The organism is Psychrobacter sp. CX5, assembly GCF_057621535.2.
Genome location: NZ_CM177735.1, coordinates 2,357,372 through 2,374,607, shown reverse-complemented (window position 1 = coordinate 2,374,607; position 17,236 = coordinate 2,357,372). Strand labels below are relative to the sequence as shown.

Below are 17,236 nucleotides of genomic sequence, written 5' to 3'. Positions count from 1 at the left end.
TTTTGAATGACGTCGAGACTCATTAAAACCAGACACTTATCAAAGCCAAACGCGCATTAGAACCAGACCTTACTAAAAACCTATCATTGAAAAAACCCAGCAATTTATTTAAGCCAGACCAAAACCCTATGAGTAAAGTTGTTAAACACAAAACGGCAGAAACCCCACCTTCAAGACGACTGCCAAATAAAAATGTGCCAATATTTTTTGAAAAGCTAGCGGCAGCCATTGATGAGCCGGTGACTGAACTTGAATATAGTAGCAACTTTGAGCTGCTGATTGCCGTAATGTTGTCTGCACAGGCCACTGATGTGAGTGTTAACCTTGCGACCCGTAAGCTATTTTCAGTAGCAAATACACCTGAAGCCATCTATGAGCTTGGCGAAGACGGCCTAAAAGACTATATCAAAACCATTGGATTGTATAACTCAAAAGCAAAAAACGTCATTAAGACGTGTCAGGATTTAATTTATAAACATAACAGTCAAGTACCAGATAATCGCAAAGATTTAGAGGCGCTGACAGGCGTGGGACGTAAAACTGCTAACGTGGTTTTAAATACCGCATTTGGTCAGCCCACGATGGCAGTGGATACTCACATATTTCGTGTAAGTAATCGCACTGGATTGGCCACAGGAAAAACCGTATTAGCGGTAGAAAAGAAACTTATTGAGCGTATTCCTGATAAATATATCGTAGATGCCCATCATTATTTGATCTTACATGGCCGGTATACGTGCCAAGCACGAACCCCAAAATGTGATGCCTGCCCCGTTTATAATGAGTGTATGTTTAAAGACAAACATAAATTTGCAGAGTTATAAGGTCATCACAATGTTTATACCGCTGCTAACAGAATTTTAAATTTTATAACCCGTCACTAATGCCTTTTTTGAGCCATAAAACTACTTAGTATAGTTAACTCAGTTTATTATGCCCTGTATCACTAGAGTTTTAGATGACTTAAGGGTAAAATACTCTCTAATTCCAAGTTTACCTTGCTAGATTTTATCGGTGTTCGGCTATTAAAAAGCTTAGCACGGGTTTTATAAGCTTAATTGAATGTCTAAAAAGCTTAATAAATCAAATCGCAAGTTTCTGAATATAAGCTCCTGAATATAAGTGACTCCCTTGTTATGCATGACTATCAACTATTTACCTCAGAATCAGTCAGTGAAGGCCATCCCGATAAGATGGCAGACCAAATTTCAGATGCCTTACTTGATGCTATTATGCGTGAAGATTTACACGCGCGTGTGGCCTGTGAGACCTTAGTCAAAACAGGGGCAGTCATATTAGCCGGTGAAATCTCAACCACTGCTAATGTGGATATCGAGCGTATCGTCCGTGATACTGTCAATGGTATTGGCTACCATCATTCTGATTTAGGATTTGATGGCGACACCTGTGCTGTCATCAATATGATCGGTAAACAGTCACCTGAGATTGCTCAAGGTGTTGACCGCATGAATCCTGAGGATCAGGGCGCTGGAGACCAAGGGCTCATGTTTGGCTATGCCAGCAATGAAACAGAGGTCTTAATGCCAGCGCCTATTGAGTACGCACATCGATTGATGGAGCGCCAATCAGTATTACGTCGCTCTGGAGATCTGCCATGGCTACGTCCTGATGCGAAAGCTCAGGTGACCTTGCGATATAACGATGGTCTTCCTGCTGCCATAGATGCTGTAGTATTATCGACCCAACATGATCCTAGCATCTCTCAGTCTGAGCTAAAAGAAGCGGTTATGGAGGAGATTATTCAGCAGGTATTACCCGCTAATTTACTGCATAAGGATACCCGTTACCATATTAATCCTACTGGTAAATTTGTGATTGGTGGTCCGGTTGGTGATGCAGGATTGACAGGTCGTAAAATCATTGTGGATACTTATGGCGGTATGGCGCGTCATGGTGGCGGTGCCTTCAGTGGTAAGGATCCTTCTAAAGTCGACCGCAGCGCCGCGTATGCCGGTCGTTATGTCGCTAAAAATATTGTAGCGGCAGGACTGGCTGAACGCTGTGAAGTCCAGATTAGTTATGCCATTGGCGTGGCAGAACCTACCTCAATTTCGGTGAATACCTTTGGTACCTCTAAGGTGAGTCGTGAGGTGATCATTGAGCTAATACGTACCCACTTTGACTTGCGTCCTTATGGTATTACTCATATGCTAAATTTATTACAGCCTATGTACCAGCAGACGGCAACTTATGGTCACTTTGGGCGTCCAGGCAGTGAAACGGCATTTACTTGGGAAAAAACTGATAAAGCAGATATTCTACGGGCGGATGCCAATATTTAAACTTGAGCTTATGCCTGTTGACTAATTAAATGGTTAGCAGGTTGATTCGTTAACTGGGCATTTCTACTCCCCTTTCTAGCCAACATTCGAACCCAAATATTAACCAATTTTTTAAGCTAAATAGTTGAAAACTTATGACGACACCTCCGAATAACGCCGAAAATCAAAGTCCAGAACTGTCAAAAGACATCGAAGCATTTTATAAGCGCGCTGATGCCATTATTGAGCTTGCCAATAGCCAGTTAGGTCCTGAAGCACATTCAGGTCAAGTAGGAGCGTCATTACTTTATGCGGCAGCTCGCTATAGCTCTTCAGTGGCATCCATTGGCTTTGTTAAAGGCAGCGACTTAGCAAAAGAGAAGAATGAAATTATTGAGTTCTATGCCAAACAGTATCGTCAGATGTTAAGTGATAACTTAGATGATTATGCTGAGAACTTCGATAAGTATGTGCAAATCAATAAAGATGAGCAGTCATAACACGGCATAATAAAATATAGGTACAGTAAAAATTTAACTTTATTAAGATTCATCTTTATTAAATAATACCAATAAACACAACCTTAATTATAAAGACCATTAAAAAAGCCCCATAAGTTAGGTTAACTTATGGGGCTTACTTTTATTACTATAATAGACTCAAATAACGTTAGTGATGACCTATAGTCAGCGAACTACTAAACGCTTACAGTGTTAACCTCGTTAAGCCTACTCCATTAGTACTTTCACTCAGTTGCCTCGTAACCATTTTAGACTTCTTTGACTATAATTTATAGCTTGGTGAAGACTAATGTATCGTTTTCATCCACATCAACTTTAATAGTATCACCCGCTACAAATTCGCCTGAGAGCAGCTTCAGTGACAGTGGGTTTTCTATCTGTTGCTGGATAGCACGTTTTAAAGGACGTGCGCCATAGACAGGATCATAACCCACAGCGACTAACATGTTCATTGCATCGGGCGATAACTTGATGTTCATTTCACGCTCTTTTAAGCGATCTCTTAAACGATCAAGCTGAATGTCAGCAATACCTGCCATTTGTGACATACCTAATGGATGGAATACCACTATCTCATCAATACGGTTCACAAACTCTGGACGGAAATGCTGACCTACTGACTCCATCACTGATGCCTTTATTTCTTCATAATCATCACCTGCCATCTCTTGAATCTTATGTGACCCTAAGTTACTGGTCATGATGATAACGGTATTCTTAAAGTCTACCACGCGACCTTGAGAGTCGGTTAAGCGACCATCATCTAGTACTTGCAGCAGAATATTGAACACATCGGGGTGTGCTTTTTCTACTTCATCAAATAAGAGGACGCTATAAGGCTTACGACGAACCGCTTCGGTCAATACCCCGCCTTCTTCATAACCGACGTAACCAGGAGGAGCGCCAACTAAACGACTAACACTATGCTTCTCCATAAATTCACTCATATCGATACGAACCATCGCATCCTCTGAGTCAAACAAGAAGTTAGCCAATGATTTTGTCAGCTCGGTTTTACCCACACCTGTTGGGCCTAAAAATAAGAATGAGCCTGAGGGACGGTTTGGATCCGACAACCCTGCACGGCTTCGACGTACCGCATTGGCAACCGATTGAACCGCTTCGTCTTGACCTATTACCCGTTCATGCAAGGCGTCTTCCATTGCCAGCATTTTCTCACGTTCACCTTGTAGCATTCTATTGACTGGAATACCGGTTGCTGCAGCAACCACCTCAGCGATTTCATTATCTGTCACTTTATTGCGCAGAAGCTTGATACCAATTCCCTCACCTGACTGTTCTTTTTGTTCTGCAAGATCAGATTCAGTGATTCGTTTTTCTAACTGCGGTATGGTCTCATACTGCAGTTTACTCATTGTTTCATAATCACCTTCGCGGCTCGCTTTTTCATAAGCAATACGGGCTTTATCAAGCTCATCTTTAAGCTGCTGACTGCCTTTAACTAAGGCTTTCTCAGCCTGCCAAATTTCATTTAAATCAGCATATTCTTTTTCAAGCTCTTCGATTTGCTCGTCTAGCAAATTACGTTCAGCCACGGCACCTGCATCTTCTTCATTTTTAAGCACTTCACGCTGCATTTTTAGCTGAATTAAGCGGCTGTCAAGTTTGCCTAGTGACTCAGGTTTACTGTCCATCTCCATACGCAGACGGCTAGCCGCTTCATCAATTAAGTCAATCGCTTTATCGGGTAACTTACGATCGGTAATATAACGATGACTCATACGCGCCGCCGCAATAATGGCACTGTCTTGGATGTCTACCCCGTGATGAAGCTCATAGCGCTCTTTAAGACCCCGCAAAATAGCAATGGTATCTTCAACCGTAGGCTCGTCAACCAAAACCTTCTGGAATCGACGCTCAAGTGCCGCATCTTTTTCGATATATTGACGGTACTCATCCAGGGTAGTTGCGCCTACACAATGAAGCTCACCACGTGCCAACGCAGGCTTAAGCATATTACCTGCATCCATAGCACCATCTGTTTTTCCGGCACCTACCATCGTATGCAATTCATCAATGAATAAGATGACATTGCCTTCTTGTTTCGCTAAGTCGTTTAGGACCCCTTTTAGACGCTCTTCAAACTCACCACGGTATTTAGCACCAGCAATTAAAGCACCCAGATCAAGAGATAATACTTCCTTGTTACGTAGTCCCTCAGGCACATCACCGTTAACAATCTTTTGAGCAAGCCCTTCGACGATGGCGGTCTTACCTACCCCTGGCTCACCGATTAAAACAGGGTTGTTCTTAGTACGACGTGATAGTACTTGTATTGTACGACGTATCTCTTCATCACGGCCAATAACGGGATCAAGCTTACCCATTTCAGCACGCTCAGTTAAATTAATGGTATATTTATTAAGCGCATCACGTTGATCTTCTGCATTTTGATCATTGACAGTTTGATTGCCTCGAAGCTGTTCTATAACAGCTTTAAGCTTATCTGCGGTAACCCCTGCTTGCTCGAAGATTTTCTTAGTTTCTCCTTGCTCAGCCAAAGCCAACATGACCCATTCAGTCGCAATATAGTCATCACCCGCTTTTTGCGCCTGACGATCAGCAAGATTAAGTACTTTGACTGAGTCTGGATTCAAACTGACTTCGCCAGTCGGATTAGCAATAGTCGCTTGGTTATCAAGCGCTTTGGCCACCCCATTTTTAAGGGCAGGAATACTGGCTCCTGCTTGTTGGCATACAGATAGGTTAGACTCATCTTCCAACAAGGTTGCCATTAAATGTACTGGACTTATACCCGTATGATCTCGCCCTATTGCTAAGCTCTGAGCTTGTTGCAGAGCAGCTTGTAATTTTTGTGTAAATTTATCGAATCTCATTGATGTATCCTTTAATTATTTTAATTTTATCAGCAAGTTACCCATTATTTTAATCGGTATCACTCGCTGTGTTGTTGGTTTATATATGTAGGCTTGACGATACTATTTCAAGCTAATTTCGACATTTATTAGTAGTGTCAATTTTTTTACATGACTATAGGGTCTGTTGAACATTCAAATATTAACCTTAGGGCGTGTGGAACATTCGCAAATTAGCACTTCTGATAGCTATGCTCGAGTGAGGGCGGGACTCTTTTTTGCCAATATATGGCGGCTTTTAAAAATTTAGGGTTCTAACTTAGAATGACTAGGCGTCAAAAATTTCACTGCAAATTGACTAAAAATTAGTCTCCGCCAATGCTATGGTCGAATGTTCGACACGCCCTAGCTTAAAGTTAATAAGGTCTCACTTTTTTTAATCTCAATAAGATCTATAGTCAAAGAAGTCTAAAATGGTTACAAGGCAACCGAGTGCAAGTTGCGAGTAATACGGTAGTAGGCTTAGCGAGGTTAACGCCTTAACCGTTTAGTAGTTCGCTGACTATAACTCTCAAATTAAGCGCAATAAAAAAGCAAGTCAATGGTGCTTATCACAACATTAACTTGCTTTAGTAATATTTAAAATAGTTGACTCTATGGCATTGAACAATACACCAAATCGTCTTCGACATTGACGACCGCCCCAGCCAAATGGCACTCTTTAACTAGATAAGATCGACTGGCTTGCCAACCTGCATAAAAACTAACCGCACATAGCAATAGTATAAACAGTTTTAACTTTCCATTTTTAAGAAGCTCAGGTTTTGCTGACTGATCGACATTATGACTGTCTGTAGAAACACGACCTTCTGGTTGCCGTCCTTCTTTATCACTGTTTCGAATGCTGTCTTGAGTCCTCTTTTGAGTGTCGTCATGACGTTTAGAACTCAAGCTTTCCCCCTTTTTCAACAGCAGCTTGATAAGCCGGACGTGCTTGACATCTTTTTAACCAATTTAATGTATTAGTATAGCGTACTTGATCTAAGCCTGATTGAGAGTTGGCAGCCTCTATAAAAAACGCCATCTGAATATCCGCCGCACTGAATTCAGATCCTGCAAACCATTTATGTTGACTCAATTGAGACTCCACCAAATCTAAAGCTTTGGTGATATTTTTACTAATCATAGAGGCTTCTACCTGTTTACGAATGCCTTTTGCAACAGGTTTTAGTAAAGCAGGAGAGCGTTCGACGACTTTTGAGAATACCAGGCGCATAACCAGTGGTGGCATAGCAGATGCTTCTGCATAGTGGATCCAAAAATCATAATCACGCCATTGTTCGCTATCTGCATCAACCTTGGGATGAAATTTATAATCCGTATCATATTTTGCCATAAGATAATCAATGATATGACCAGACTCGATCATCGACATTGGCTGAACAGCATCATCGCTCTCTTTGATTTGCAGAATGGGCGCTTTACCCGACGGATGAATGTTCTCTAAGCTTTTAGGTGCTAAATATGATTCAGTACGCTGATACTTGGTCAATTGGTAGTCCAAGCCCAATTCTTCTAAAAGCCAAACAATACGAAAAGATCTTGAGTTTTCTAAATGATGTAAATGCAAGATAGACATGTCAAACCTTATATAAATGAATAAAAAATGCCAGCAAGTTTACTTCTTGCTGGCATTTTAAATGCTAATACTCATTGCGCATAGAGGTCTTTTGTTATCCTTTCTTAAAGCTTTCTATGCAAATAAAGCAGTTAAGCTTCAAAATACTTTAAAAGTCTTAATGGTCAGTATTGTCGTCTTCGACGTCGTTTACGCTTGAGTGGCTTAAATCATGCTCGTCAACCGTGTCAGAGACGCTATCATCAGAACCTATCGCTTGTGAATCAAGCTTTATTTGATCAGTAGGTTCTTGATCCGTGAGCGCTTCAACACGCTCATCATCAGATGACAACGCATCAAGCAAAGCATCTTCTTCCGACGTATCTTCTACACGAGCCATAGCAACCAGCGACTCATCTTCTGCCAGACGAATTAAGGTGACACCCTGTGTATTGCGTCCTGAAGTTGCTACTTGCGCAACGGGAGTACGAACTAAAGTTCCTTTATTTGATATCAAAATAACATCATCTTCAGGCTCAACTTTGGTCGCTCTGACCAATGCCCCATTACGCTCACTGGTTTTAATGGCAATAACACCGCCACCGCCACGGTTTTGAGCATTAAACTCATGGATCGATGTACGCTTTCCATAGCCATTTTCACAAGCGATCAACACTTCTTTTAGATCATCATCAACGACTACTAACGACTTGATAGTGTCATTTTTTGCAATACGCATCCCGCGTACCCCTTTAGCCGTTCGACCCATCACCCGTGCATCATTTTCATCAAAGCGAATGGCTTTACCACTTGAGGCAAACAGCATGACTTGCTGTTGACCAGTGGTAATGCGGGCAGAAATTAACTTATCCCCCTCTTCCAAACCAATAGCAATCAAACCATTTGAACGGATATTGGCAAAGTGTCTAAGCTCAACCCGTTTAACCGTACCCTTCGCCGTTGCGAAAAATACGTATGGCGGTGTGGTATCACTCACCACATCAGCATCTTCATTGGTATCACTCGTATCATCGTCCACTTGTGCCGTAAGTTGCGCAGACTTTAACTGTTTCGGTATCGGTAAAATAGTCGTGACAACTTCATCAGTATCCAAGCCGATAATATTAACCAAAGGTCGACCACGGGCACCACGGCTCGCGATAGGCACTTCAAAACCACGTAGACTAAAGACTCGTCCATTGTCAGTAAAGCAAAGCACTGTCGCATGCGTTGAGGTAACGACAAGATGATCAATGACGTCGTCTTCTTTCATAGCCGTCGCTGATTTACCTCTACCGCCTCTGTTTTGAGCAACATAATCACTAATTGGCTGAGTTTTTGCATAACCAGTACGGGATACAGTTAGTACAACGGTTTGCTCAGGAATAAGATCTTCACGGCTGAAATCAGATCGTGAGTCGACAATATCTGTCCGACGCTCATCACCAAAATCATCGCGAATTTGAATCAGCTCGTTTTTGATAACCATCATTAATTTATCAAAATCACCTAAGATAGATTCTAGTTCTGCGATTTGACACAGCAGATCTTGATATTCTTCAGTGAGTTTTTCTTGTTCCAGACCCGTTAAACGATGCAGTTGCATCTCTAAAATAGCATTAACCTGCTCCAGTGATAAGCGGTAGTTATTGCCGTTGTCAATTAGCCCAAACGGATTTCTTAAATCTTCACCCTCAATAAATTCAGGACGTACTGAGCGCAAATCGCCGCCTTCAAGGGTGCCACGCCCTGCCGCTGTTAGCATTGCCACCACGGTACCTGAGTCCCACGTTTGTACTAATAACTTTTCACGGGCTTCACCACGGTTTGCAGACTCTTTAATAGTCGTAATAATATCGTCAATATTGGCAAGTGCAACCGTCAGACCTTCTAATAAGTGACCCCGTGCTTTGGCTTTATTCAACTCATAAATAGTACGACGCGTCACCACTTCTTGACGGTGACGAATAAAGGCGGCAATAAGTTGACGCAATGTCATCAGCTTAGGCTGACCATTATCGAGCGCCACCATATTGATACTAAAGCTTGACTCAAGCGGCGTTTGTAGGAACAAGTTATTGACAATGACTTCCGCGACTTCACCACGGCGTAAGTCAATGGCAATGCGCATCCCATCTTTATCAGATTCATCCCGTATCTCTGAGATACCTTCGATTTTCTTATCTCGAACCAGCTCTGCTATGCGCTCTATAAGCTTCGCTTTGTTTGACTGGTAAGGTATTTCGGTAAACACAATGCGCTCGCGGTCACGGTTGGCGCCTGTTTCACTCATCGGCTCTATATGATAACGACCTCGAACATGCAAACGACCTTTACCCGTTCGATAAGCATCAACAATACCTGAGCGACCATAAATAATACCCCCAGTCGGGAAGTCGGGACCTGAAATGTAATTGGTCAACTCTTCACTTGATATATTCGAATTTTCTGCATACGCCAAACACGCGTTTAAGACTTCAGTCAGGTTATGGGGCGCCATATTGGTCGCCATACCGACGGCAATACCTGTCGCCCCATTCACTAATAGGTTGGGAATACGAGCAGGCAATACGCTTGGCATACGTTCAGAACCATCGTAGTTGTCTTCCCAATCGACCGTATCTTTATCAAGATCTGCCAACATCTGATGGGTCAGTTTGGTCATACGAACTTCGGTATAACGCATGGCTGCCGCTGGGTCATCATCGATAGAGCCGAAGTTACCCTGACCATCTACCATCGGATAGCGCAAACTAAAATCTTGAGCCATACGAACTATGGCATCATAAACCGCTGTATCACCATGTGGGTGATATTTACCAATCACATCACCAACCACACGCGCAGACTTTTTATAAGGTTTATTATAGTCATTTGACAACTGATGCATGGCATACATGATTCGGCGATGCACAGGTTTCAGCCCGTCTCGTACATCAGGTAGCGCACGTGAGACAATAACGCTCATCGCATAATCTAGATAGGATTGCTTCATCTCTTCAATGATGGCAATAGGACTGACCGAATCACTCATAAATACATCTCCATGTTGGCAATGGCCCTCTTAACGTGTAGAAATTACCTTTAATAGTATTCAATATGAACGCTATCAAATTTGGTGTTAATGACCTGAAAAATAAAGGTTATTTTGTCGCGGTCATTTGCTATTCTAAGATGGCTTACTGCGAACTTACTTTAAGTTGTTATACTGATACCAAATCTAGAAATTAATCTATCGAGGAAAGCGAGTGCAAACACTACAAATAGTAGGTTCAATGAGTCTGACAAAGATAGGTTGTTTTATAGAAAAGGCATAAAAATAATATGCCGCATTTTAGCATAAATAAGCCTTAAGCGGGCTTTTTGTCTGCCAGTAACTATAAACCTGTGTTTAATGTTCACTAGCGCAAATAATTAAAATAAAGTGCCCTGTTATTGCCCTTAATACACACCCATTTATCTCGCTAAAGCATTCTATGGGACTGGCAATTTATGGATAATAATCGCCCGTGATTTAGCATTTATAATAATTTACTGTATTTTGGATTTTGAAATGACCTCTCATGAAGATCGAAACTTTGACCCTATTACTGACCACTTCGCCAAAAAAGTATATGGTGGATTAAAGGGAGATATCCGCTTAGCCGTCTTAAAACAGGATCTTTACCCTATAATTAGTGAGATGGCATCGACGTTAAATCGTCCATTACGCATATTGGATGTGGGTGCAGGCTTAGCACAGATAGCCATAGAGCTAGCCACAAAAGGTCACTTATTAACCATTAATGATATCTCGCAGAATATGCTTGCCGAAGCAAAAATAGACGCCAAAGCGAAGGGAGTACTACAGGACATTAATTGGCTAGTCTGTCCCTACCAACACCTCAATGAGAAACTACAAAATCAGGGGAGTGACGGCTATGACCTAATATTATGTCACGCTCTACTAGAATGGTTGGCTGAACCCCAGCAAATCATGCCTTTTTGTGAGAGATGGCTTGTGCCAAATGGGAAATTATCGCTATGTTTTTATAATCCAGTTAGTTTTGTGTATCGCAACTTAATTATGGGGAACTTCAATCTACTGAATAATCCTGATTATAGAGCAGATAATAAAAAAAGCCTAACTCCTAACAACCCTGTCAGCTTCCATGATGTCGAAGGATGGCTTAAAAATGATGGATTTACGATTGACAAGGTGAGTGGTTTACGCGTCTTTCACGATTATGCACCGCTTAAACGAGGGGGACATAACCACCCTGAGGCAGTCATCGAAATGGAGCTACGCTACTCATCACAAGAGCCTTACAAATGGTTAGGTCGCTATCTGCATATTTTAGCCTCTCGCCCCACCCTCACGACACAATAGCGATATCAATTAAGTAACCGTATTAAACATCGAGATTAAGAAAATAGGCCTAGATACGCTGCCAAGTCGTCACGTCTAAATCATCACCTTGGAATAGCACCACATGCGCCATGAGTGGTCGAAACCCTATCGAAGATCCTATAGGATGATCATGATGACTTGAGATCAGCGACAGTACCTCTTCTCCATTGTCTAGTCGTAGCCGATACAGAAAGTTGGCCCCTCGAAATACACGCTCAACCACTAAAGCTTTTTGCGAACTATGATCATCATGGATAATATCATCTGGACGTATTAATACTTTAATTTTGGTCCCATTCGGGAAGTCATACGCACATACTTCGCCTTGACTAAACGCGTTCTCACCATCAACTTGATGTTGATCTGCATGAATAGGCTCTGGTCTACGCTTGATGTCACCCAAAGCTGTTTTAATAACGCCTTGGTCAATGACGCCATCAATCATTGCCCCTTCACCGATAAACTCCGCCACAAAAGGACTGTTTGGCTCATGATATAGCACATCTGGCATCGCCCATTGTTCAAGCCTGCCTTTATACATCACGCCAATTTTATCTGCAATTGCAAAAGCCTCATGTTGATCATGAGTGACCAAAATTGCGGTCGTATGGGTACGTTTTAAGATGGCACGAACTTTAGCCGCTAAGGACTCTCGAAGCATCATATCTAAATTTGAAAATGGCTCATCTAACAGTAGTAAGTCAGGTTTTGGCGCCAATGCACGAGCTAATGCCACACGCTGCTGTTGACCACCTGACAGTTGGTTAATTTTTTTATCAGCATGACCGGTGAGCTCAACCAGTTCAAGCATTTCTTTTACCCGTGCCACTTTTTCGGACTTAGACCAACGATTGAGACCAAATCCAATATTTTCACTGACGGTTAAATGAGTAAACAAAGCATAGTCCTGAAAGACCATTCCCATGTCGCGTTTGGCAGGTACTACTTGTTTATTAATTTTGCCAGATGTCACCTCGGTCAAGACCTTTCCGTTTAAAAAGATGCTACCTTGCACTGGATGTTCAAGTCCTGCAATTGCCCGCAGTGCCGTTGTTTTGCCGCAGCCACTAAATCCTAACAAGCACCCTATTTCACCTTGTTCAAGTGTCATCGACAAGGATTTAACCACCTCAGTACTGCCAAAACTAACACTGATATTCTCTAATGTAAGGTAGGCCACATTAGGGTTTGAGTGCTTATTGGAAATTTGAGGTGTAGATTCGAATGTTTGTTGGTTTTGATTGGGTTGCATGTCGCTCCACCGTTTAACGCTTAGGCTATTTTATCACTTTCATAAAATAGACGGATTAAAATAATAAACTCTTAAAACCTTGTATTCTTAAGCTCACGTTAGGTAAATTTTAGATAATATGTGACTTATCAAAGGGAATAAGAATTGATTATAGGTTGTTAATACAAGGTATTAGCTTTTGTCCGACTGTCGAATTAATAAAATAACAGGTATTAAACCGACCAGTACAATCGTTAAACTTGGTAATGCGGCGCGTTCATACATACCCTCTGACGTCATTTCGAACACTCGAACGGCTAACGTATCCCAGCCTTGCCGACGGGTCATCAAGGTTATCGGCATCTCCTTGGTCACTTCGACAAATACCATTATCAAAGCAGTAAAGACCCCAGGACTGATCACCGGTAAATAAACCTCTCGCCATCGTTGCCAACGATTGGTCGTTAGTAGTTGAGCTGCCTGCTCTTGACTGGGCGTTAAACGATTCAATTGCCGATCAATAGGCTGAAAACCAACGGTCAAAAATCGAGTGGCTAGCGCGGCCAACATCACGAGCACACTACCACTTAAGACTTGTGAGGTCGTGATTTGGTTAGCGATTAAGGTATTGTCCATCCATGCAATCGGAATAAATACCCCGACGGCCAGCACCGTACCTGGCACGGCATACCCTAGATTCGATAAAGAGACCAATAGTTGATTGCCACGACTGGGAAACTGACGCAACAACCATGCCATCAGTAGGGTTATGAAACCAATAACCACAGCCGTAGAGCTCGCAATTACTAGAGTATTTGTCACAAACTCCCAGTAACGACTGTCTAGATCTATTTTATAATTGTCAATAACCCAAAGGATTAACTGAATCATAGGTAATAAAAAGGCTAACGTAAATATAAACCCGCAAAACAAAAATGCCCATAGATTACTCAGTCCTTTCAAGTCTTCACGTTGACGGTTGCCCTCACTAGGCAGATAACTGCGTTTATTTTGCCAGTAACGCTCTAACAATAAAATAACTAAAACAGTGACTATTAATAACGCCGCCAATTGAGCAGCCGTTGTTAGACTAAAAAATCCAAACCACGCTTTATATATAGCCGTCGTAAAGGTGTCTAAATTAAAGACAGATACTGCCCCAAAGTCTGCTAAGGTCTCCATCCATGTGAGTAGTAAGCCGCCCACTATCCATGGCATCGCTTGTGGTAACGCCACCTTAAAAAAAGCTCGCTGGCGAGTCAGACCCAGCATTTGACCGGCTTCAAGTGCCCGCCTTCCTTGAGATAAGAAAGCTTGACGAGCTAATAGATAAACATATGGATAAAAAACTAAAGATAAAATTAAGCCTGCGCCCCAAACACTTCGAATTTGAGTAAATGATCCGTTTATACCCAGATCACGAAGGCTTGATTGTATGACCCCACTATAATCAAACAGGCCAACACTCACAAAGGCTAAGACATAAGCCGGTATAGCAAATGGCAACATTAGGGCCCAGACAAAAAACGTTTGTCCGGTAAACCGATACATACTCGTCAACCACGCCAAGTAAGTACCAAGACTACCTGCAATAACAGTAACTAAAATAAGAATGAGGGCTGTATTTTTTAATACCGAAGGAAGGACATAATCTAATAAATGTCCCCAAATATCTGCCATAGGCTCAAGCCAAGAGCGCATGACGATAATAATAGGTATTAACATAAATAGCGAAATCAGCACAAAGACTGATTTCGCTACTAAAGAAGATTTAGAGTAATGATATTTCATAATGCCCTATTGCTAAGCGATAGGAAATGGTATAAAAAATGGATCATAAGGCTATGGTAATATTCACTAATTTTTATGAACTGGCACTAAAATTAAGTTATGCGTACTCAAAATTTATTCGTAACCCGCACGATCCATTAACTGTACGGCTTCCGCTTGACGTTGTCCAAATATGCTGACATTGATATCGTCTTGTTTAAAGGAACCCCATGACCGTAGCATTTCAGATTCATCAATACCTTCTTTAACCGGGTACTCTTTATCGCTGCTGGCATATTGACCCTGCGCCGTATCAGAGGACAACCATTCTATAAGTTTGCGTGCGCCCTCTACATTGTCCGAATTTTTAATAATACCTGCACCAGATACATTGACATGTGTTCCTGTAGCGTCAGTACCTTCCCCTTGATTTGCCCAAAAGATTTTAACGGGAAAGTCAGGATTTTCATCTAGAATACGACCATAGTAATAGCTGTTCGCAATCCCTACTTCGCACTGTCCTGAAGCAATGGCTTCAAGCAGTTTGGTATCATTACTAAAGACTGGGGCGGCAAGGTTAGCAACCCATCCTTTTACAATTTCTTCAGTCTTTTCAGGACCATAATGCTCAATCATACTGGCAACCAGAGACTGATTATATACTTTTTTAGACGTACGTAGACATAATTTACCTTTCCATTTAGGATCGGCTAGGTCTGCATAAGTTGACAGATCCGAGGGTTCAACTTTTGCAGGATCATAAAAAATGGTACGCGCACGTAGTGACAATCCAGTCCACAAGTCTTTGGCTGAGCGATACTTTGAAGGCACATTCGTATTAACGACTTCTGAATTCAGCGGCTGAAGTAGACCTTGCTCGCCGGCTTGCCATAAGTTACCAGCATCAACAGTTAACAACATATCAGCAGGTGTGTTGGTGCTTTCAGCTTCTAATCTTGCGATTAACGGACCAGATTTATCGGTGACCAACTCTACTGGTATACCAGTTTCGGCAGTGAACTCATCTAAAAGAGGTTTGATAAGCTGCTCATTACGAGAAGAGTATATGGTTACTGGCTGAGCATTGGAATTTGGCGTTGCTTTAGTAGCTTCAGAGTCAGTCGCTTTAGCATCAGTGGTTTGAGCATCAGTGGCTACAGTGCTATCGGCTTCTGTTGTCTCAGTAGAATTATTACACGCTGTTAGTGCTAATGCGGTCGCTAGGGTTGTACTTAATAAAGTCAGCTTTTTTGTGATTGAATTTCCATTATTAAATAAAATTGTTGAAGCCATATATCCCTCAGTAAGAGTTAAGCGTAAATGGATTAAGTACTAGGTTTTTGAAGGTTACAAAACTATAATACTTAACAGTAATACGCATCTTAATACAAATAATAATAATTATCAATACCAATTAAACACATCCTTAACATTCACATGACCCTATTCATCTCTTTGATTGCTTTGAGATTGTACCGCTTGTCGCGGATTAATAACCTGATCTCTACTTGGTTCTATGACTGTGCGATTAGTAATAATATCTGATAATGGCGTGGCGTCTGCATCAAATATCGACCACTGAGGTCGAATCGCAGAAATATTGACACGGTTATCTTTGATCGTCACTACTGGAAAGGTACTGGTGTTAAATGCCAGTAAGGCTTGTCCTTCATCACTAGCTAACCACTCGATAAATCTTAATGCATTTCCGACATCTTCGCCTGCGTCAAGCAGACCAGCACTTATCACATTCGTAATAGCACCTCTGTTAATCTGATTGGCCCACATCATACGAATTGACGTCCGCGGATGTTGCTTGGCATAATGCCAGTACATATCGCTATCGACAATACCGACATCGCATTGTCCTTGTTCAATTTTAGTAATAATGGCTTCATTGCTGGCTGAAGGACTGCCCATATTTCTTTGCCAGTTTCTTAATACGTCAGGTGTTATTTTACTACCTCGGTAAGCCAGCATTATTTTGGCGATCGCCTGATTTTCAGGTGTATAAATATCTGTCATACACAACCGGCCATACCACTTATCATCCGCTAAACCTGCATAATTGATCAGCTCCGCCTCATTGACCTTATTTTTATTATAAATCAACGTACGTGCATACATGCCCACGCCGAACCAATAACCCTCTATATCTTGATACTGTAGAGGCACTGAAGTTGCTAATATCTCGGAGCCTACAGGCTGGAGTATATGTCTTCTTTTAGCATCATCAAGGGTATAAGCGCTGTGCATTAAAAGCATATCAAGCCCTGTGGGCAACGTTATTTCAGCTTGAGGTGATGCCTCCTCATTGTCATCAATACTAAATAGTTCTGGTTTTATGGGTATCCACTCTACTTTAATGCCCGTTTCATCCTTATAAGCTTGGCTAATGGCATTTAACATTGAAACGTCTAAATCCGTACCCACTTGTACGCTTTCATGAAGCGTTATTGACTCACCTGATACGACTTCTTTGTGTTTAACGTCATCAGAGCACGCGGTTAAACTCAGACACACTAACCATAAAGTAGCGATGATTTTGACCATAAATTTAGAGTTTAAATCGGCATTATCTTGCATT

At 41.8% G+C, this 17,236-nt stretch carries 12 protein-coding genes; 4 read left to right on the top strand and 8 right to left on the bottom strand.

Going from position 1 to position 17,236, the window contains the following annotated elements:
* Positions 1–128: 128 nt before the first annotated feature.
* The 3 genes from nth to AC21OG_RS09165 all read left to right on the top strand — a co-directional run bounded on the left by nth (position 129) and on the right by AC21OG_RS09165 (position 2,782).
* The gene (nth, locus tag AC21OG_RS09175) at positions 129–824 is read left to right on the top strand and encodes an endonuclease III (RefSeq protein WP_487377853.1); all 696 of its coding nucleotides are present in this window, start codon (positions 129–131) and stop codon (positions 822–824) included.
* Between the two features lie 312 nt (positions 825–1,136).
* Positions 1,137–2,303: a methionine adenosyltransferase gene (gene metK / locus AC21OG_RS09170; RefSeq protein WP_486546710.1), complete on the top strand. Its 1,167-nt coding sequence runs from the start codon at positions 1,137–1,139 to the stop codon at positions 2,301–2,303.
* Between the two features lie 134 nt (positions 2,304–2,437).
* Positions 2,438–2,782 carry a DUF3144 domain-containing protein gene (locus AC21OG_RS09165; protein WP_486546711.1) on the top strand — a complete coding sequence of 115 codons (345 nt, stop codon included), beginning with the start codon at positions 2,438–2,440 and terminating at the stop codon, positions 2,780–2,782.
* A 290-nt stretch (positions 2,783–3,072) separates the two neighbouring features.
* On the opposite strand, the gene clpB is transcribed toward AC21OG_RS09165, so the two are convergent.
* The 4 genes from clpB to gyrA all read right to left on the bottom strand — a co-directional run bounded on the left by clpB (position 3,073) and on the right by gyrA (position 10,292).
* Positions 3,073–5,661 (bottom strand): ATP-dependent chaperone ClpB, encoded by a 2,589-nt coding sequence (gene clpB, locus AC21OG_RS09160; RefSeq protein ID WP_487377854.1) that lies wholly within the window; start codon positions 5,659–5,661, stop codon positions 3,073–3,075.
* A gap of 633 nt (positions 5,662–6,294) precedes the next feature.
* Positions 6,295–6,591, bottom strand: a complete 297-nt coding sequence (locus tag AC21OG_RS09155; protein ID WP_487377855.1) for a hypothetical protein — start codon at positions 6,589–6,591, stop codon at positions 6,295–6,297.
* Positions 6,581–7,279, bottom strand: a complete 699-nt coding sequence (locus AC21OG_RS09150; RefSeq protein ID WP_487377856.1) for a glutathione S-transferase — start codon at positions 7,277–7,279, stop codon at positions 6,581–6,583. Before AC21OG_RS09150 ends, AC21OG_RS09155 begins: the two co-directional genes overlap by 11 nt.
* Positions 7,280–7,436: 157 nt before the next feature.
* Complete coding sequence (gene gyrA / locus AC21OG_RS09145; protein WP_487377857.1) at positions 7,437–10,292, bottom strand: DNA gyrase subunit A; 2,856 nt, start codon at positions 10,290–10,292, stop codon at positions 7,437–7,439.
* A gap of 519 nt (positions 10,293–10,811) precedes the next feature.
* Here gyrA and AC21OG_RS09140 point away from each other — a divergent pair.
* A complete protein-coding gene (locus AC21OG_RS09140) occupies positions 10,812–11,627 on the top strand; it encodes a methyltransferase domain-containing protein (protein WP_487377858.1) in 816 nt (271 codons plus the stop codon).
* 49 nt (positions 11,628–11,676) lie between these two features.
* Here the strand turns inward: AC21OG_RS09140 and AC21OG_RS09135 are convergent, their stop codons facing one another.
* The 4 genes from AC21OG_RS09135 to AC21OG_RS09120 all read right to left on the bottom strand — a co-directional run bounded on the left by AC21OG_RS09135 (position 11,677) and on the right by AC21OG_RS09120 (position 17,235).
* Positions 11,677–12,900, bottom strand: a complete 1,224-nt coding sequence (locus tag AC21OG_RS09135) for an ABC transporter ATP-binding protein (protein ID WP_487377859.1) — start codon at positions 12,898–12,900, stop codon at positions 11,677–11,679.
* A 171-nt stretch (positions 12,901–13,071) separates the two neighbouring features.
* Entirely contained in the window at positions 13,072–14,670 is a 1,599-nt protein-coding gene (locus AC21OG_RS09130) for an ABC transporter permease (RefSeq protein WP_486546718.1), read from the bottom strand.
* Between the two features lie 114 nt (positions 14,671–14,784).
* Positions 14,785–15,942, bottom strand: coding sequence for an extracellular solute-binding protein (locus tag AC21OG_RS09125; RefSeq protein WP_487377860.1), 1,158 nt, complete (start codon positions 15,940–15,942; stop codon positions 14,785–14,787).
* 150 nt (positions 15,943–16,092) lie between these two features.
* Positions 16,093–17,235, bottom strand: a complete 1,143-nt coding sequence (locus AC21OG_RS09120; protein WP_487377861.1) for an extracellular solute-binding protein — start codon at positions 17,233–17,235, stop codon at positions 16,093–16,095.
* Between the last annotated feature and the right edge of the window lies 1 nt (position 17,236).